Here is a 17321-nt window from a genome sequence, read left to right on the forward strand (position 1 = left end):
CGCCCCCGAGCACCGCACCGCCCGCATCCCACCGCACCCGCACCCGCACAGCGTCACACCCTCACTCTCCGGGAAGAGAACCGATGACCGAGCAGGCCACCGAGGCACCGAAGCCACATCCACGGGCCCCCCGCGCCACCGCGCCGCAGTCCGTCACCGTCGAGCGCCTGACCGGCGCCCAGTCCTTGATCCGTTCCCTCGAAGCGGTCGGTGCCGACACCGTGTTCGGCATCCCGGGCGGCGCCATCCTGCCCGCCTACGACCCGATGATGGACTCCACCAAGGTCCGGCACGTGCTGGTGCGCCATGAGCAGGGTGCCGGGCACGCCGCCTCCGGCTACGCCCTGGCCACCGGCAAGGTGGGCGTCTGCATGGCCACCTCCGGCCCCGGCGCCACCAACCTGGTCACCCCGATCGCCGACGCGCACATGGACTCGGTGCCGCTGGTCGCCATCACCGGCCAGGTGGCCAGCCCCGCGATCGGCACCGACGCCTTCCAGGAAGCGGACATCTGCGGCATCACGCTGCCGATCACCAAGCACAACTTCCTGGTCACCGACCCGGCCGAGATCCCGCGCACCATCGCCCAGGCGTTCCACCTGGCCGCCACCGGCCGCCCGGGCCCGGTGCTGGTGGACATCTCCAAGGACGCGCTCCAGGCGCAGACCAGCTTCACCTGGCCGCCCACCCACGACCTGCCCGGCTACCGCCCGGTGAGCCGCCCGCACGCCAAGCAGATCCGGGAGGCCGCCCGGCTGCTGGGCGAGTCCCGCCGCCCGGTGCTCTACGTCGGCGGCGGCGTGGTCAAGGCGAACGCCTCCGCCGAGCTGAAGGAGCTGGCCGAACTGGCCGGGGTGCCGGTCACCGCCACCCTGATGGCGCTGGGCGCGCTGCCCGACGACCACCCGCTGCACCTGGGCATGCCCGGCATGCACGGCTCGGTCACCGCCGTCACCGCGCTGCAGAAGTCCGATCTGATCATCGCGCTGGGTGCCCGCTTCGACGACCGGGTCACCGGCAAGATCGACTCCTTCGCGCCCTACGCCAAGGTGGTCCACGCCGACATCGACCCGGCCGAGATCGGCAAGAACCGCACCGCCGACGTGCCGATCGTCGGGGACGTCAAGGACGTGCTGCGCGAGCTGACCGCGGTGCTGCGCGAGGAGCGGACGGCCGGCCGGGCCGCCGACTTCGGCGCCTGGCGGGAGCTGCTGGACCGCTGGCGCACCACCTACCCGCTGGGCTACGACCTGCCGGAGGACGGCAGTCTCTCCCCGCAGCAGGTCATCCAGCGGATCGGCGAGCTCGCCCCGGAGAACACCGTCTACACCGCGGGCGTCGGCCAGCACCAGATGTGGGCCGCGCACTACCTCAGGTTCACCCGCCCCGGCACCTGGCTCAACTCCGGCGGCCTGGGCACCATGGGCTACGCCGTGCCGGCCGCGGTCGGCGCCAAGGCGGGCCGCCCGGACGCCACGGTCTGGGCCATCGACGGCGACGGCTGCTTCCAGATGACCAACCAGGAGCTGGTCACCGCCGCGCTCAACGGTCTGCCGGTCAAGGTGGCCATCATTAACAACGGCGCGCTGGGCATGGTCCGGCAGTGGCAGACCCTGTTCTACAACCAGCGCTACTCCAACACCACGCTGCACTCCGGGCCGGACGATGTGGCGCCCGACCTGAAGGGCACCCGGGTGCCGGACTTCGTCAAGCTGGCCGAGGCCATGGGCTGTGTCGGCCTGCGCTGCGAGGACCCGGCCGACCTGGACTCGGTGATCGAGAAGGCCAACTCCGTCAACGACCGCCCGGTGGTCGTGGACTTCATCGTCCACGAGGACGCCATGGTCTGGCCGATGGTCGCGGCCGGCACGTCCAACGACGACATCATGGCCGCCCGCGGGGTCCGTCCGGACTTCGGCGACCTGGACGACTGACCCGAGACCACCCACCGAGCCCGTAGCCCGCAGAGGTAGCAGCCCCATGTCCAAGCACACGCTCTCCGTCCTGGTGGAGAACAAGCCGGGGGTCCTGGCCCGGATCACCTCCCTGTTCTCCCGCCGTGGCTTCAACATCGACTCCCTGGCCGTCGGCACCACCGAGCACCCGGAGGTCTCCCGGATCACCATCGTGGTCAATGTGGAGGACCTGCCGCTGGAACAGGTCACCAAGCAGCTCAACAAGCTGGTCAATGTGCTGAAGATCGTCGAGCTGGAGCCGTCAACCGCGGTTCAGCGCGAACTCGTTCTGGTGAAGGTCCGCGCCGACAACGAGACCCGCTCCCAGATCATCGAGATCGTGCAGCTCTTCCGGGCCAAGACGGTCGACGTCGCCCCCGAGGCGGTCACCATCGAGGCCACCGGCAGCGCCGACAAGCTCGACGCCATGCTGCGCATGCTGGAACCGTTCGGCATCAAGGAACTGGTCCAGTCCGGCACCATCGCCATCGGCCGCGGCGCCCGGTCCATCACCGACCGTTCGCTGCGCGCCCTGGAGCGCTCGGCCTGACGCCCGCGGCCGGCCGGCGGGCCCGGGGCCCGACCGGCATCCGGCCCGCGGCCGACCGCATGGCGAGACCCTTTCCCCCGGGTGCCGCGCACACGGCATACGGTGTCCGCACGCACGCGGAGCAACCGGACGCCGGGCGGGCCGGCCGCGCGGCACCCCCACCGCACCGCACCCATACGAGGAGAAGACCGAAGTGGCCGAGCTGTTCTACGACGACGACGCCGACCTGTCCATCATCCAGGGCCGCAAGGTGGCGGTCCTCGGTTACGGCAGCCAGGGCCACGCCCACGCGCTGTCCCTGCGCGACTCGGGCGTCGACGTCCGGGTCGGCCTGCCCGAGGGCTCCCGGTCCAGGGTGAAGGCCGAGGAGCAGGGCCTGCGCGTGGTCACCCCCGCCGAGGCCGCCGCCGAGGCCGATGTGATCATGATCCTGGTCCCGGACCCGGTCCAGTCCCAGGTCTACGAGGAGTCCGTGAAGGACCATCTGAAGGACGGCGACGCGCTGTTCTTCGGGCACGGTTTCAACATCCGGTTCGGCTTCATCAAGCCCCCGGCCAATGTGGACGTCTGCATGGTCGCCCCCAAGGGCCCGGGCCACCTGGTGCGCCGCCAGTTCGAGGAGGGCCGCGGCGTGCCGTGCATCGTGGCCGTCGAGCAGGACGCCACCGGCAAGGGCTTCGAGCTGGCCCTGTCCTACGCCAAGGGCATCGGCGGCACCCGGGCCGGTGTGATCAAGACCACCTTCACCGAGGAGACCGAGACCGACCTCTTCGGCGAGCAGGCGGTGCTCTGCGGCGGTGCCTCCGCCCTGGTCAAGGCCGGCTTCGAGACCCTGGTCGAGGCGGGCTACCAGCCGGAGATCGCCTACTTCGAGTGCCTGCACGAGCTCAAGCTGATCGTGGACCTGATGTACGAGGGCGGCCTGTCCAAGATGCGCTGGTCGGTCTCGGAGACCGCCGAGTGGGGCGACTACGTCACCGGCCCCCGGGTCATCACCGACGCCACCAAGGCGGAGATGAAGAAGGTGCTGGGCGAGATCCAGGACGGCTCCTTCGCCAAGCGCTGGATGGCCGAGTACCAGGCCGGCCTGCCGAAGTACAACGAGTACAAGAACGCCGACGCGGAGCACCTGCTGGAGACCACGGGCAAGGAGCTGCGCAAGCTGATGAGCTGGGTGAACGAGGACGAGTGAGCCCCCGGCCCGCGGGCCCGGCCGGGACGCGCCGCCGCGTCCCGGCCGGGCCCGCGGGCTGCCGCCGCGCCGGCGCCCGCCGTCCGGCCGGACGCCTCCGGGCATCGGTTCCGCCGCGCCGCAGCGCCGATACACTTCACCCAAGCGCGTCACAGGCTCACAGCGTCGTGCGTCTTCACACGCGGCTGCCTACGACCTCCATCGCCACCGGCCGTCGGGACGCGGCCACCGCAGAGGACAAGCGAGGACCAGATCCAAGTGAGCAAGCCCGTCGTACTCATCGCTGAAGAGCTCTCTCCCGCCACCGTGGACGCGCTGGGCCCGGACTTCGAGATCCGGCACTGCGACGGGGCGGACCGCCAGGACCTGCTGACCGCCATCCGGGATGTGGACGCCATCCTGATCCGCAGCGCCACCAAGGTGGACGCCGAGGCCATCGCCGCGGCCCGCAGGCTGCGGGTGGTCGCCCGGGCCGGGGTCGGCCTGGACAACGTGGACGTGGCCGCCGCCACCAAGGCCGGCGTGATGGTGGTCAACGCCCCGACGTCGAACATCGTCACCGCCGCCGAGCTGGCCTGCGGCCTGATCGTGGCCACCGCCCGCAACATCCCGCAGGCCAACGCCGCGCTGAAGAACGGCGAGTGGAAGCGCAGCAAATACACCGGTGTGGAGCTCTCCGAGAAGACCCTCGGCGTGGTCGGCCTGGGCCGGATCGGCGCTCTGGTGGCCCAGCGGATGGCGGGCTTCGGCATGAAGATCGTCGCCTACGACCCCTACATCCAGCCGGCCCGCGCCGCCCAGATGGGCGCCCGGCTGCTGAGCCTGGACGAGCTGCTGGAGACCGCGGACTTCATCACCGTCCATCTGCCCAAGACCCCCGAGACGCTGGGCCTGATCGGCGACGACGCGCTGCACAAGGTCAAGCCCGGGGTGCGGATCATCAACGCCGCGCGCGGCGGCATCGTGGACGAGGCGGCCCTGGCCAGCGCCCTGAAGGAGGGCCGGGTGGCCGGCGCCGGGCTGGATGTCTACGCCAAGGAGCCGTGCACCGACTCGCCGCTGTTCGAGTTCGACACCGTGGTGGCCACCCCGCATCTGGGCGCCTCCACCGGCGAGGCCCAGGAGAAGGCCGGCATCTCGGTGGCCCGGTCCGTGCGGCTGGCGCTGGCCGGCGAGCTGGTGCCGGACGCGGTCAACATCCAGGGCGGGGTGATCGCCGAGGACGTCAAGCCGGGGCTGCCGCTGGCCGAGCGGCTGGGCCGGATCTTCACCGCGCTGGCCGGTGAGGTGGCGCAGCGGCTCGATGTCGAGGTGCGCGGCGAGATCACCCAGCACGATGTGAAGGTGCTGGAGCTGTCCGCCATCAAGGGCGTGTTCGAGGACGTGGTGGCCGAGACGGTCTCGTATGTCAACGCCCCGCTGTTCGCCCAGGAGCGCGGGGTGGAGGTGCGGCTGACCACCTCCTCCGAGTCCCCCGACCACCGCAACATGGTCACCGTGCGCGGCACCCTGACCAGCGGCGAGGAGGTCTCGGTGGCCGGCACCCTGGCCGGTCCCAAGCACCTCCAGAAGATCGTCGGCATCGACGACTACACCCTGGATCTGGCGGTCGCCGAGCACATGGCCTTCTTCCGCTACACCGACCGGCCGGGTGTGGTCGGCACGCTGGGCCGGATGCTGGGCGACGCCGGGGTCAACATCGCGGGCATGCAGGTGGCCCGGCTCTCCGAGGGCGGTGACGCGCTGATCGCGCTGACCGTGGACGAGACCATCCCGTCCGCCGTGCTCGCCGAGATCTCCGAGGAGATCGGCGCCTCCTCCGCCCACTCGGTCGACCTCACCGACGACTGAGACGGCCCGCTGCCGTCGGCCCGTGCCTACGGCCTGGTGCCTCCGGGGAACCCCCGGCCGCCCGTGCGGCCGGGGGTTGTCGTTGTCCGGGGCCGCCATCGCGACCCAGGAGTATGCCCATTTCCGTGCGCCGCCACGACACATTCCCTCGAAAGTAGTCAGATAGGAATTGCACCCCCCGAAACGGGCATGAGCCTCCACGGACGGTCATGCAGGAATGACAAGCGGTGATCAACGGCAAACGGTGGTCAACGGTCACCGGCGATCCCAGGAGGATGCGATGCTCCCCCGCGCGGCAGCCGCCGCCGTCGGCAGGCTCACGGTCCAGGTGGGCGGCTGAGCCGGGCCGCCGGGTCTCCCTCCCCAGTGGCCCGGCGGCCTTTCGCCCGCCATCCGCAGGGCGGCCCGGCCCTCCCCGGCCGGGCCGTCTTCCTGCCCCGGGCCGGCGCGGTCAGCGGCCGGGGGAGAGGCGGGCGGACTTCAGAGCCATATGGAGCAGCAGCCGGTCCTCACCGCTGTCCATCGACAGCCCCGTCAGGGCCTCGATCCGGGAGAGACGGTAGTAGAGCGTCTGGCGGTGCACACCGAGCTCGGCGGCGGCCCGTGCCACCTGACCGGCGTGGTCCAGATACACCTCCGCCGTCCGGGCCAGCTCGGCATGGGCCGGCCGGAGCAGCGTCCGCACCGACGCGTCCGGCGGCAGGTCCGGCGGCAGCGCGGTGAGCAGCCGGTAGGGGCCCAGCCCGGCCCAGTGGGCGACCGGCCCGAGCCGCGGCTCGGCACGCGCCGCGCGCGCCGCGGCGAGCGCCTGCCGCCAGGCGCCGGGCAGGCCGGCCAGCCCGTCCGGGGCGCCGACCGGCGCCCCGATCCCGGCCACCGGCCGCACGGCCCCGGTGCCGCCGGCCGAGGCCAGCAGGCGTTCTGCCACCGTGCGGGCCGGACCGGGGCGGTCACCGGCCCGCAGCCGCACCAGCGCCGCCAGCGCCCGGCCGGCCACGCCGCCGCCGCTGCCGCCGCCCGGCACGGTGGCCGTGACCAGCCCCGGCACGGCGACCGGCGGCGCGGCCTCCGCCTGCCAGGGCGTGACCGCGACCAGGGCCAGCGGCCCGGCCGGCGCCGGTGTGGCGCCCGCGGCCAGCGCCTCGGCCGCCGCCGGGACCGCCCCCGGCCCGGCGGTCAGCAGCGCGGCCAGCAGATCGCCCAGCCGCTCCCCGGCCCGCGCGTCCGCGGCCAGCAGCCCGCCGATCCGGGCCGCGGTCCCGGCCGCCTGGAGCAGCCGCGGATCGTCCAGCGGCAGCGCGTCGTCGTCCAGCAGCCAGATGTAGCCGTGCACCACCCCGCCGTGCCGGGCCGGCAGGCAGATCCGGCCGTGCAGCACCCCGGCCGCCGGATCGGGCGGGATGCGCACGGGTCCGCGTGCCCGGGCGATGCCGAAGCCCTCGAACCACTCCCGGACCGCCGGGGTGGAGCCGCGCCGCAGGATGGAGCGGGCCCGGACCGGGTCCAGCACCCGCTCGTCCTCGCCCTCGTGCGCGGCGAAGGCGATCAGCCCGAAGTCCCGCCCCTCCAGCGTTGCCGGGGTGCCCAGCAGGGCGGAGACCTCGTCGATCAGGCTCTGGTAGTCCTCGCGCATGCCGCCGTCCGTCCAGGGTGTGCTCACTCATTCTGCGCCATCCGGCACCGCCCTTCATACAGATGTCTGAGATCGTGGGAACGAATGCCGGACAACTGTCGATAGGCCGCGATCCGCGACATTCTTAAGTTCTCGGGTAGCCCGCCTGCCGCTTCACCCCGTCCGGAGGTGCCCGATGTTCGGACCCGTGCTGCTCGCCGCCTCGCGCAGCGACGCCATCCGCCGCGCCGTCTCCTCGGCACCGGTCACCCGTTCCGTGGTGGACCGCTTCATCGCCGGTGAGCGGCTGGACGACGCGCTGACCGCGGTCCGCGCGCTGACCGGACGCGGCCTGACGGTCACCCTGGACCACCTCGGCGAGGACGTCACCGACCCCACGCGGGCGGTGCGCGCCCGGGACGCCTGCCTGGCCCTGGCCGAGGCACTGCGCGCCGAGGGGCTGGGCGCACGCGCCGAGATCTCGGTGAAGCTCTCCGCCTTCGGCCAGGCGCTGCCGGGCGGCCACGACATCGCGCTGCGCAACGCCGGGGCCGTGGTGGAGGCCGCCGCCGAGGCGGGCACCACCGTCACCCTGGACATGGAGGACCACACCACGGCCGACTCCACGCTGGCCGTGCTGACGGAGCTGCGCCGCCGCTTCCCCGCCACCGGCGCCGTGCTCCAGTCCTGCCTCTTCCGCACCGAGGAGGACGCCCGCGCGCTGGCCGGGCCGGGTTCCCGGGTGCGGCTGGTCAAGGGCGCCTACCGGGAGCCCGCGGCCGTCGCCCACCAGGACCGGCACCGGGTGGACCGCGCCTATGTGCGCTGCCTGCGCATCCTGATGGCCGGCCGGGGATACCCGATGGCCGCCACCCACGACCCGCGGCTGGTGGCCGTCGCCCAGGAGCTGGCCCGCCGCCACGGCCGCAAGAAGGACGAGTACGAGTTCCAGATGCTCTACGGAATCCGGGAGAACGAGCAGCTCCGGCTGGCCGGACTCGGCCACCGGATGCGCATCTACGTGCCCTACGGCAGCGACTGGTACGGCTACTTCATGCGGCGGCTGGCCGAGCGACCGGCCAACCTCGCCTTCTTCCTGCGGTCGCTGGCCACCCGGCACTGACCCGCACGCCCGCCCCTCAGCTCACCGGCCCCCGACGACCGACCCGACCCGACCCCGAAGGAGCCCAAGGCCATGGACGCCGTGACCCAGGTACCCGCGCCGGTGAACGAGCCGGTGCACACCTACGCCCCCGGCACCCCGGAACGCGCCCGCCTTGAGCAGCAGCTCAGGGAGCTGGCCGAGAACCCGGCCGAGCTGCCGCTGACCATCGGCGGCGTCAAGCGCATGGGCGGCGGCCGGCGCTTCGACGTGGTGCAGCCGCACGACCACAAGCGGGTGCTCGGCACCGGTGCCAACGCCACACAGCAGGACGCCCGGGACGCCATCGGGGCGGCCCTGGCCGCCGCACCCCGCTGGCGCGCCCTGCCGTTCGACGAGCGCGCCGCGGTCTTTCTGCGCGCCGCCGCGCTGCTGGCCGGGCCCTGGCGGGAGCGGATCGCCGCCGCCACCATGCTCGGCCAGTCCAAGACCGCCCAGCAGGCCGAGATCGACGCCCCCTGCGAGCTGATCGACTTCTGGCGGTTCAATGTCCACTACGCGCGCCAGATCCTGGCCGAGCAGCCGGTCGCCCATGAGCGCGGGGTGTGGAACCGGCTGGACCACCGCCCGCTGGAGGGCTTCGTCTACGCCATCACCCCGTTCAACTTCTCCGCCATCGCCGGCAATCTGCCCACCGCCCCGGCGCTGATGGGCAATGTGGTGATCTGGAAGCCCTCGCCCACCCAGACCCGGGCCGCGGTGCTGCTGATGGAGCTGCTGGAGGAGGCCGGGCTGCCGCCGGGCGTGATCAATCTGCTCACCGGCGACGGGCTGGCCGTCTCCGAGGTGGCGCTGCGCCACCCGGATCTGGCCGGTATCCACTTCACCGGCTCCACCGCCACCTTCCAGGCCCTGTGGCGGGCGGTCGGCGAGAACATCGCCGGCTACAAGACCTATCCGCGGCTGGTCGGCGAGACCGGCGGCAAGGACTTCCTGGTGGCGCACTCCTCGGCCGACCCGGCGGTGCTGAAGACCGCCATGACCCGCGGCGCCTTCGAGTACCAGGGCCAGAAGTGCTCGGCGCTCTCCCGTGCCTACCTCCCGGCCTCGATCTGGGAGAACGGCTTCCGGGAGGAGTTCACGGCCGAGGTGGACGGCCTGTCGATGGGGCCGGTGACCGAGCTGTCCCACTTCATGTCGGCGGTGATCGACGAGCGTGCCTTCGCCAAGTGCAAGGCGGCCATCGACCGGGCCAAGGCCGATCCGAGCTGCGAGATCGTGGCCGGCGGCGAGTACGACGACTCGGTGGGCTACTTCGTGCGGCCGACCGTGATCCTGTGCTCCGACCCGGAGAACGAGGTGTTCACCACCGAGTACTTCGGTCCGATCGTGGCCGTCCATGTCTATGACGACGCCGACGACGCCGACGACGCCGACGGCGCCAGGTTCCGGGCCGTGCTGGCCCAGATGGAGTCGGTGGCGCCCTACGGGCTGACCGGCGCGGTGGTGGCCCGCGACCGCGCGGCCATCGCCGAGGCCTGCGAGACGCTGCGGTTCGCGGCCGGCAACTTCTACGTCAACGACAAGCCGACCGGCGCGGTGGTCGGCCAGCAGCCCTTCGGCGGCGGCCGGGCCTCCGGCACCAATGACAAGGCGGGCGCCCGGCAGAACCTGATGCGCTGGACACAGACCCGCGCCATCAAGGAGAACCTGGCCCCCCCGACCGACTACCGCTACCCCCACATGGGCTGACCGCCCCGCCGCCGCCCCGCCCGCCGCCCGGCCCGGCGGCGGGCGGATCCGTGCTGGTCGGGGGCGATGTGGGCGGCGTCACTGTCCACATACTAGGACGGTCAAGTATTTGGGGAGACAGCACTCCCCGGGCTCGCTACTTTTGTGGGAAGCCGATCGTCACGCTCCATCAGAGCCCGGCGGTGTCCGGCGCGGTGCGACGACGCGGGAGACCCCCGCCGCACCCGGCGCCCCCGCCCGTTGCGGCTGCTCGTCAGGTTCCTCCAGCCGTCCTGCCGACGCAGATCCAAGGAGCTTCCGCCATGCCCGTCGCCACCCAGAAGACCCGCCGCCGGCACGCCGTCCGGCCCGAGGCCGCCGCCGACCGCAGGCGGGCCGCCGCCGCCCTCCAGCGCGCCCTGGACCGCCGGGACAACGGCGGCATCGCCGCCGGCTGAACCGCCCGCCCCGGCAACGGCCGCCCGGATCCCCCGGTCCGAATGGCGGACGCGGCCGGACCGCAGGCTGGGACGGCGCTAGGGTCCCCCCATGGCTCGCAGCATCAATCTCGCGGTGATTCCCGGTGACGGCATCGGTCCGGAGGTGGTCGCGCAGGGACTGAAGGTCCTCGGCGCGGTCCTTCCCGCCGACATCAAGCTGGAGACCACCGAATACGCACTCGGCGCCCAGCGCTGGCACGCCACCGGCGAGACGCTCCCGGACGCCGAGCTGGAGCGGCTGCAGAGCCATGACGCGATTCTGCTGGGCGCGATCGGCGATCCCTCCGTGCCCTCCGGCGTGCTGGAGCGCGGCCTGCTGCTGAAGCTGCGCTTCGCCTTCGACCACTACGTCAACCTCCGCCCCAGCCGCCTCTTCCCCAATACGGCGAGCCCGCTGGCCGGCGAACCGCAGATCGACTTCGTGGTGGTCCGCGAGGGCACCGAGGGCCCCTATGTGGGCAACGGCGGCTCGATGCGCACCGGCACCCCGGCCGAGGTCGCCACCGAGGTCTCGCTGAACACCGCCTACGGCGTGGAGCGCGTGGTGCGCGACGCCTTCGAGCGCGCCCAGGCCCGCCCGCGCAAGAAGCTCACCCTGGTGCACAAGAACAACGTCCTGGTGCACGCCGGTCACCTCTGGAGCCGCACGGTCGAGCGGATCGGCCGCGAATACCCCGAGGTGACCACCGACTACCTGCATGTCGACGCCGCCACCATCTTCATGGTCACCCAGCCGCAGCGGTTCGACGTGATCGTCACCGACAACCTCTTCGGCGACATCCTCACCGACCTCGCCGCCGCCATCACCGGCGGCATCGGCCTGGCCGCCTCCGGGAACATCAACCCGGCCGGCGCCTTCCCCTCGATGTTCGAGCCGGTGCACGGTTCCGCACCGGACATCGCGGGCACCGGCAAGGCCGACCCCACCGCCACCGTGCTCTCCGTCGCCCTCCTGCTGCGCCACCTCGGCCACCCCGCCGGGGCCGCCCGCATCGAGGAGGCGGTCACCGCCGATCTCGCGGCCCGTTCCGCCGCCACCGCGCGCACCACGGACCAGATCGGCGACGCGCTGGCCGCGCGAGTATCCGGCTAGCCGGCCGCCGCCCGTCCACCCCGCCCAGCGGCCGTTACCGGGCCGCTGGGCAATCCGGCGGTCCGGTGCCAGTATCGGGGCAGTCCCGCCCCCGCACCGCCCGAACTCCGGGCCGCCGATTTCCCCGCATGGGGTGCATGGCGCCCGCCCCGCGCGATAATCGGACCGGGGCCGCCGTACACCCCAGTGCTTGGACGTCCTACTACCGCCGGCCGGCCGGCGTGCCGAGTCAGACTCCGGGGAAGCGCGGTCCGCCCGACCAGAACAGCGAAGGACGCGCACACATGACGACCCCGCGGATCGCATTCGATCTCAAGCCCTCCGCCCACCCCCTCCCGGCCGCCGAGCGGGAGGCCATCCTGGCCAACCCCGGCTTCGGCCGCCACTTCACCGACCACATGGTCACCATCAGGTGGACCGAGGGCCGCGGCTGGCACGACGCACAGCTCCGCCCCTATGCCCCGCTGGAGATGGACCCGGCGAACATGACGCTGCACTACGCCCAGTCCATCTTCGAAGGGCTGAAGGCGTACCGGCAGCCGGACGGCGGCGTGGCCACCTTCCGCCCGGAGGAGAACGCCCGCCGCTTCCAGCGCTCGGCCCGCCGGATGGCCATGCCCGAGCTGCCCGTGGAGACCTTTGTCGAGGCCATCGACCTGCTGGTCGGGCAGGACAGGGCCTGGGTGCCCGGCGAGGGAGAGCAGTCGCTGTACCTGCGGCCGTTCATGTTCGCCAACGAGGTGGGGCTGGGCGTCAGGCCGGCCGGCGAGTACCTGTTCATGGTGATCGCCTCCCCGGCCGGCGCCTACTTCGCCGGCGGTGTCAAGCCGGTCACCGTCTGGCTCTCCGAGGAGTATGTGCGGGCCGCCCCCGGCGGCACCGGCGAGGCCAAGTGCGCCGGCAACTACGCCGCCTCCCTGGTCGCCCAGGCCGAGGCCGCCCGGCAGGGCTGCGACCAGGTGGTCTGGCTGGACGCGGTGGAGCGCCGCTGGATCGAGGAGATGGGCGGCATGAACCTCTACTTCGTGCGCGGCACCGGCCCGGACGCGGTCATCGAGACTCCGGAGCTGACCGGCACCCTGCTGCCCGGCATCACCCGGCTCTCGCTGCTCCAGGTGGCCGAGGACCTCGGCCACCGCACCGCCGAGGTGCGGATCTCCACCGACGACTGGCGGGCGGGCAACGCCGACGGCTCGCTGTCGGAGGTCTTCGCCTGCGGCACCGCCGCGGTCATCACCCCGGTCGGCGCGGTCAAGTCGCGCCGCGCCTCCTGGACGGTGGGCAGCGGCGAGCCCGGACCGGTCACCCTGCGGCTGCGCGAGCGGCTGCTGGCCATCCAGACCGGCCGCGCGGAGGACACCCACGGCTGGATGCACCGCATCGGCTGAGCACCGCCGGCGGCCCGATGTCCGGATGGTGAGACGGGGCGGGTGGCGGATGCAGCCGCCCGTCCCGTTGTGGGAGACTCCCACCGTGCACTCGTTCACCATGATTATCGGTGACAGCGCGCCGGTCCGCAGGGACCGCTGAACGCCGTACCACCCGGCGGCAGCGGAACACCTCGCCGTCGACCCGCGCGCAGACCTCTCGCATCCGCGAGAGGTCTTTTCGTTTTCCGGTACCTTCCCGACAGGAGTCACCCGGCCCATGACCACCGAAGCCTCGGACACCGCCGCGGACACCGCCCCGGATGCCGCCCCGCCCCCGGAGCGGGAGGCCCTGCATGTCTTCGACACCACGCTGCGCGACGGCGCACAGCGCGAGGGCATCAATCTCACCGTCGCCGACAAACTGGCCATCGCCCGCTTTCTGGACGAGTTCGGCGTCGGCTTCATCGAGGGCGGCTGGCCGGGCGCCAATCCCCGGGACACGGAGTTCTTCGAGCGGGCCCGCCGGGAGATCGATTTCCGCCACGCCAAGCTCGTCGCCTTCGGCGCCACCCGCAAGGCCGGTGCCACCGCCGCCGGCGATCCCCAGGTCCGCGCCCTGCTGGACTCCGGCGCCCCGGTGGTCTGCGTGGTGGCCAAGTCGCACGACGCCCATGTGGCCCAGGCGCTGCGCACCACCCTGGAGGAGAACCTCGCCATGGTCCGCGACACCGTGGCCCATCTGCGCGAGCAGGGCCGCCGGGTGTTCGTGGACTGCGAGCACTTCTTCGACGGCTACACCGCCAATCCGGAGTACGCCAAGGAGGTGGTGCGCACCGCGTACACCGCCGGTGCCGAGGTGGTGGTGCTCTGCGACACCAACGGCGGGATGCTGCCGGCCCAGGTGCAGGCCGTGGTGCGCACCGTGCTGGCCGACACCGGCGCCCGGCTGGGCATCCACGCCCAGGACGACACCGGCTGCGCGGTGGCCAACACCCTGGCCGCGGTGGACGGCGGCGCCACCCATGTGCAGTGCACCGCCAACGGCTACGGCGAGCGGGTCGGCAACGCCAACCTCTTCCCGGTGGTCGCCGCCCTGGAGCTGAAGTACGGCCGCCGGGTGCTGCCCGAGGGCGCGCTCAAGGAGATGACCCGGATCTCGCACGCCATCGCCGAGGTGGTCAATCTCACCCCGGCCACCCACCAGCCCTATGTCGGGATCTCCGCCTTCGCCCACAAGGCCGGGCTGCACGCCTCCGCCATCAAGGTCAACCCCGATCTCTACCAGCACATCGACCCCGAACTGGTCGGCAACTCCATGCGGATGCTGGTCTCCGACATGGCCGGCCGCGCGTCGGTGGAGCTCAAGGGCAAGGAACTGGGCTACGACCTGTCCGGCTCCGGCAACCGGGAGCTGGTCGGCCGGATCGTGGAGCGGGTCAAGGAGCGGGAACTCCAGGGCTACACCTACGAGGCCGCCGACGCCTCCTTCGAACTGCTGCTCCGCGACGAGGTGCAGGGCCGCTCCCGCCGCTTCTTCCGGCTGGAGGGCTGGCGCACCATCACCGACCAGCGCACCGACGGCACGGTGGCCAACGAGGCGATCGTCCGGCTGCGGGTGAAGGGCGAGCGGATCGTCGCCGCGGGGGAGGGCAACGGACCGGTCAACGCCCTGGACCGGGCGCTGCGCAGCGGTCTGGAGCGGCATTTCCCGCAGCTCGCCCGGCTTCAGCTCGTCGACTACAAGGTCCGCATCCTGGAGGGCACCCAGGGCACCTCCTCCACCACCCGGGTTCTGGTCACTACCAGTGACGGCACCGAGGAGTGGTCCACCGTGGGGGTGGCCGGAAATGTGATTGCCGCCTCGTGGCAGGCTTTGGACGATGCCTACACCTACGGTCTGGTTCGAGCCGGGCTTGAGCCCTCGGAGTGAAGGGCCTCGCGGGCGCCTTCGGACAGCTTGTGCGCGCCTGCTGTGACGCGATGGGCGGGTTTTATGGGAACCCCATAACGCCTGCCCCTCCCGCACTGTACGGACCGGTGAACACCCGGAATCCGGTTCCCCGCTTCTGTCCGGCAGGGCCATCAAATCACGGTGGAGACTGTACGAATCTGACGAGGAGCTCCGGGCGCCCCGTTTCGTAGGGTCTATACATGACCGATCACGCTCAGACAGTGGCCCCCGAAGCGCCGGCGGAAACCGACGCCCACGGCCGGGTGGCCGAGCTGCGTGCGATCCGTGAGCAGGTCGTCCGGGGGCCGGGGGAGAAGGCGACGGCCGCCCAGCACGCCCGGGGCAAGCTCACCGCGCGCGAGCGCATCGAACTGCTGCTGGACGAGGGAAGCTTCCGCGAGGTCGAGCCGCTGCGCCGGCACCGTGCCACCGGCTTCGGCCTGGAGGCCAAGCGGCCGTACACGGACGGCGTGATCACCGGCTGGGGAACCGTGCACGGCCGGACGGTCTTCGTCTACGCGCATGACTTCCGGATCTTCGGCGGCGCGCTGGGCGAGGCCCACGCCCAGAAGATCCACAAGATCATGGACAAGGCCATCGCCGCCGGGGCGCCGCTGGTGTCCCTGAACGACGGCGCCGGCGCCCGTATCCAGGAGGGTGTCTCCGCGCTGGCCGGCTACGGCGGCATCTTCCAGCGCAACACCCGGGCCTCCGGGGTGATCCCGCAGATCTCGGTGATGCTCGGCCCCTGCGCGGGCGGCGCGGCCTACTCCCCGGCGCTGACCGACTTCGTCTTCATGGTCCGCGAGACCTCGCAGATGTTCATCACCGGCCCGGACGTGGTCAAGGCGGTCACCGGCGAGGACATCACCCACAACGGGCTGGGCGGCGCCGATGTGCACGCCGGCACCTCCGGGGTGGCGCACTTCGTCTACGACGACGAGGAGTCGTGCCTGGAGGAGGTCCGCTACCTGCTCTCGCTGCTGCCGCAGAACAACCGGGAGAACCCGCCGGCCCAGACCACCGAGGACCCGGTGGACCGGCGCGGCGACTCGCTGCTGGACCTGGTGCCGGCCGACGGCAACCGGCCGTACGACATGCGGCAGGTGATCGAGGAGCTGGTGGACGAGGGCGAGTATCTGGAGGTCCACGAGCGCTGGGCGAACAACATCCTCTGCGCGCTGGCCCGGATGGACGGCCATGTGGTCGGCATCGTGGCCAACCAGCCGCAGTCGCTGGCCGGGGTGCTGGACATCCACGCCAGCGAGAAGGCCGCCCGCTTCGTGCAGATGTGCGACGCCTTCAACATCCCGATCCTCACCCTGCTGGACGTGCCCGGCTTTCTGCCCGGGGTGGGCCAGGAGCACGGTGGGATCATCCGCCACGGCGCCAAGCTGCTGTACGCCTACTGCAACGCCACGGTGCCGCGGATCTCGGTGGTGCTGCGCAAGGCCTACGGCGGCGCCTACATCGTGATGGACTCCCAGTCCATCGGGGCCGACCTGACCTTCGCCTGGCCCACCAACGAGATCGCCGTGATGGGCGCGGAGGGCGCGGCCAATGTGATCTTCCGCCGGCAGATCGCCGCGGCGGACGACCCGGAGGCCGCCCGCGTCCGGCTGGTGAAGGAGTACAAGGCGGAGCTGATGCACCCCTACTACGCGGCCGAGCGCGGCCTGGTCGACGATGTGATCGACCCGGCCGAGACCCGCGAGGTGCTGATCCGCTCGCTGGCCATGCTCCGCAGCAAGCACGCCGACCTGCCGTCCCGCAAGCACGGCAACCCGCCCCAGTGACCACCCGTCCCCCGAGCCTTGTGAAGGAGAGGGCCATGAGCACGAGCACCGACCCGCGCCTCGTCCGCGTGGAGAAGGGCGAGGCCAGCGAGGAGGAGCTGGCCGCCGTCACCGCGCTGCTGATCGCCCGCGCCCAGGCGGCCGGGCCGGAGGGGGAGGCCGGCGAGGCCGGCCGGACCGGCGGGCAGGCCCGCTCCACGGCCGGCTGGCGCCGGCTGGAGCGCACCCCCGGCTTCCGCGCCCCGCACAGCTGGCAGGGCTGAGCGCGCGCGTCCGCCGCGCGGGCATACGAAGGCCCCCGCCGCGCCCTTGACGGGTCGGCGGGGGCCTTCGGTGACCGGGTGAACAGACGAACAGGTGATCAGCGGGTCATGACACCGTTGGTCCTGGGGGCTTCCACGAGGACGGTGCGAGCCGGGTTGGCGGTGTTGCTGGGCAGTTCCGCCTCCGGACGCCCGCCGGCCGCCACCGAGGGCCGGAGCTCGTCGGCGCTCTCCAGATGCACCAGCGTGGTGCGACGGGGGTTGGCGAGCATACGCATCGGAATGGTGGTCTTCACGGAGTTGTCCTCTTGAGTGGTCCTTGACGGGGCCTTGACATTTCCGGCTGCTCTGTCCA

Annotated in this window: 14 protein-coding genes; 12 read left to right on the top strand and 2 right to left on the bottom strand. The window is 72.2% G+C overall.

The features are described from left to right. Positions 1 to 83 precede the first annotated feature (83 nt). The 4 genes from BM242_RS15765 (at position 84) to serA (ending at position 5548) form a co-directional block, all read left to right on the top strand. Positions 84 to 1934, top strand: a complete 1851-nt coding sequence (locus BM242_RS15765) for an acetolactate synthase large subunit (protein ID WP_093839472.1) — start codon at positions 84 to 86, stop codon at positions 1932 to 1934. Between the two features lie 46 nt (positions 1935 to 1980). Next, positions 1981 to 2505, top strand: a complete 525-nt coding sequence (ilvN, locus tag BM242_RS15770) for an acetolactate synthase small subunit (RefSeq protein WP_093839473.1) — start codon at positions 1981 to 1983, stop codon at positions 2503 to 2505. A 193-nt stretch (positions 2506 to 2698) separates the two neighbouring features. Further along, the gene (gene ilvC / locus BM242_RS15775) at positions 2699 to 3697 is read left to right on the top strand and encodes a ketol-acid reductoisomerase (RefSeq protein WP_093839474.1); all 999 of its coding nucleotides are present in this window, start codon (positions 2699 to 2701) and stop codon (positions 3695 to 3697) included. A gap of 258 nt (positions 3698 to 3955) precedes the next feature. Continuing rightward, the gene (gene serA / locus BM242_RS15780; protein ID WP_093839475.1) at positions 3956 to 5548 is read left to right on the top strand and encodes a phosphoglycerate dehydrogenase; all 1593 of its coding nucleotides are present in this window, start codon (positions 3956 to 3958) and stop codon (positions 5546 to 5548) included. A gap of 451 nt (positions 5549 to 5999) precedes the next feature. On the opposite strand, the gene BM242_RS15785 is transcribed toward serA, so the two are convergent. After that, positions 6000 to 7181 carry a PucR family transcriptional regulator gene (locus tag BM242_RS15785; protein ID WP_093839476.1) on the bottom strand — a complete coding sequence of 394 codons (1182 nt, stop codon included), beginning with the start codon at positions 7179 to 7181 and terminating at the stop codon, positions 6000 to 6002. A gap of 175 nt (positions 7182 to 7356) precedes the next feature. On the opposite strand from BM242_RS15785, the gene BM242_RS15790 reads away from it, so the two are divergent. From BM242_RS15790 to BM242_RS15825, 8 genes are all read left to right on the top strand, one after another. Further along, the gene (locus BM242_RS15790; protein WP_093839477.1) at positions 7357 to 8283 is read left to right on the top strand and encodes a proline dehydrogenase family protein; all 927 of its coding nucleotides are present in this window, start codon (positions 7357 to 7359) and stop codon (positions 8281 to 8283) included. Between the two features lie 72 nt (positions 8284 to 8355). Further along, on the top strand, positions 8356 to 10014 hold the full coding sequence (gene pruA / locus BM242_RS15795; protein ID WP_093839478.1) for an L-glutamate gamma-semialdehyde dehydrogenase: 1659 nt from the start codon (positions 8356 to 8358) through the stop codon (positions 10012 to 10014). A 302-nt stretch (positions 10015 to 10316) separates the two neighbouring features. Next, positions 10317 to 10451: a hypothetical protein gene (locus BM242_RS30850; RefSeq protein WP_093839479.1), complete on the top strand. Its 135-nt coding sequence runs from the start codon at positions 10317 to 10319 to the stop codon at positions 10449 to 10451. Positions 10452 to 10542: 91 nt separating this feature from the next. Next, positions 10543 to 11586: a 3-isopropylmalate dehydrogenase gene (locus BM242_RS15805; protein WP_093839480.1), complete on the top strand. Its 1044-nt coding sequence runs from the start codon at positions 10543 to 10545 to the stop codon at positions 11584 to 11586. Positions 11587 to 11870: 284 nt separating this feature from the next. Next, complete coding sequence (locus tag BM242_RS15810) at positions 11871 to 12974, top strand: branched-chain amino acid aminotransferase (protein ID WP_093839481.1); 1104 nt, start codon at positions 11871 to 11873, stop codon at positions 12972 to 12974. A 259-nt stretch (positions 12975 to 13233) separates the two neighbouring features. Next, a complete protein-coding gene (gene cimA, locus BM242_RS15815; RefSeq protein WP_093839482.1) occupies positions 13234 to 14886 on the top strand; it encodes a citramalate synthase in 1653 nt (550 codons plus the stop codon). Between the two features lie 221 nt (positions 14887 to 15107). Then, entirely contained in the window at positions 15108 to 16703 is a 1596-nt protein-coding gene (locus BM242_RS15820; protein WP_093839483.1) for an acyl-CoA carboxylase subunit beta, read from the top strand. Positions 16704 to 16738: 35 nt separating this feature from the next. Beyond that, positions 16739 to 16966 carry an acyl-CoA carboxylase subunit epsilon gene (locus BM242_RS15825; protein WP_093839484.1) on the top strand — a complete coding sequence of 76 codons (228 nt, stop codon included), beginning with the start codon at positions 16739 to 16741 and terminating at the stop codon, positions 16964 to 16966. Between the two features lie 98 nt (positions 16967 to 17064). Here BM242_RS15825 and BM242_RS15830 read toward each other — a convergent pair whose 3' ends face one another. Then, positions 17065 to 17262 carry a hypothetical protein gene (locus tag BM242_RS15830; RefSeq protein WP_093839485.1) on the bottom strand — a complete coding sequence of 66 codons (198 nt, stop codon included), beginning with the start codon at positions 17260 to 17262 and terminating at the stop codon, positions 17065 to 17067. Positions 17263 to 17321: the final 59 nt, after the last annotated feature.

This window comes from Streptomyces aidingensis (assembly GCF_900112355.1).
Taxonomy (GTDB): domain Bacteria; phylum Actinomycetota; class Actinomycetes; order Streptomycetales; family Streptomycetaceae; genus Streptomyces; species Streptomyces aidingensis.

Excerpts from the sequence above, each read along its gene's own strand:
- BM242_RS15820 (WP_093839483.1), top strand. The coding sequence starts at position 15,108 with ATGACCGATCACGCTCAGACAGTGGCCCCCGAAGCGCCGGCGGAAACC.
- cimA (WP_093839482.1), top strand. The coding sequence starts at position 13,234 with ATGACCACCGAAGCCTCGGACACCGCCGCGGACACCGCCCCGGATGCC.
- BM242_RS15765 (WP_093839472.1), top strand. The coding sequence starts at position 84 with ATGACCGAGCAGGCCACCGAGGCACCGAAGCCACATCCACGGGCCCCC.
- ilvN (WP_093839473.1), top strand. The coding sequence starts at position 1,981 with ATGTCCAAGCACACGCTCTCCGTCCTGGTGGAGAACAAGCCGGGGGTC.
- pruA (WP_093839478.1), top strand. The coding sequence starts at position 8,356 with ATGGACGCCGTGACCCAGGTACCCGCGCCGGTGAACGAGCCGGTGCAC.
- BM242_RS15790 (WP_093839477.1), top strand. The coding sequence starts at position 7,357 with ATGTTCGGACCCGTGCTGCTCGCCGCCTCGCGCAGCGACGCCATCCGC.
- BM242_RS15825 (WP_093839484.1), top strand. The coding sequence starts at position 16,739 with ATGAGCACGAGCACCGACCCGCGCCTCGTCCGCGTGGAGAAGGGCGAG.
- BM242_RS30850 (WP_093839479.1), top strand. The coding sequence starts at position 10,317 with ATGCCCGTCGCCACCCAGAAGACCCGCCGCCGGCACGCCGTCCGGCCC.
- BM242_RS15805 (WP_093839480.1), top strand. The coding sequence starts at position 10,543 with ATGGCTCGCAGCATCAATCTCGCGGTGATTCCCGGTGACGGCATCGGT.
- BM242_RS15810 (WP_093839481.1), top strand. The coding sequence starts at position 11,871 with ATGACGACCCCGCGGATCGCATTCGATCTCAAGCCCTCCGCCCACCCC.
- BM242_RS15785 (WP_093839476.1), bottom strand. The coding sequence starts at position 7,181 with ATGCGCGAGGACTACCAGAGCCTGATCGACGAGGTCTCCGCCCTGCTG.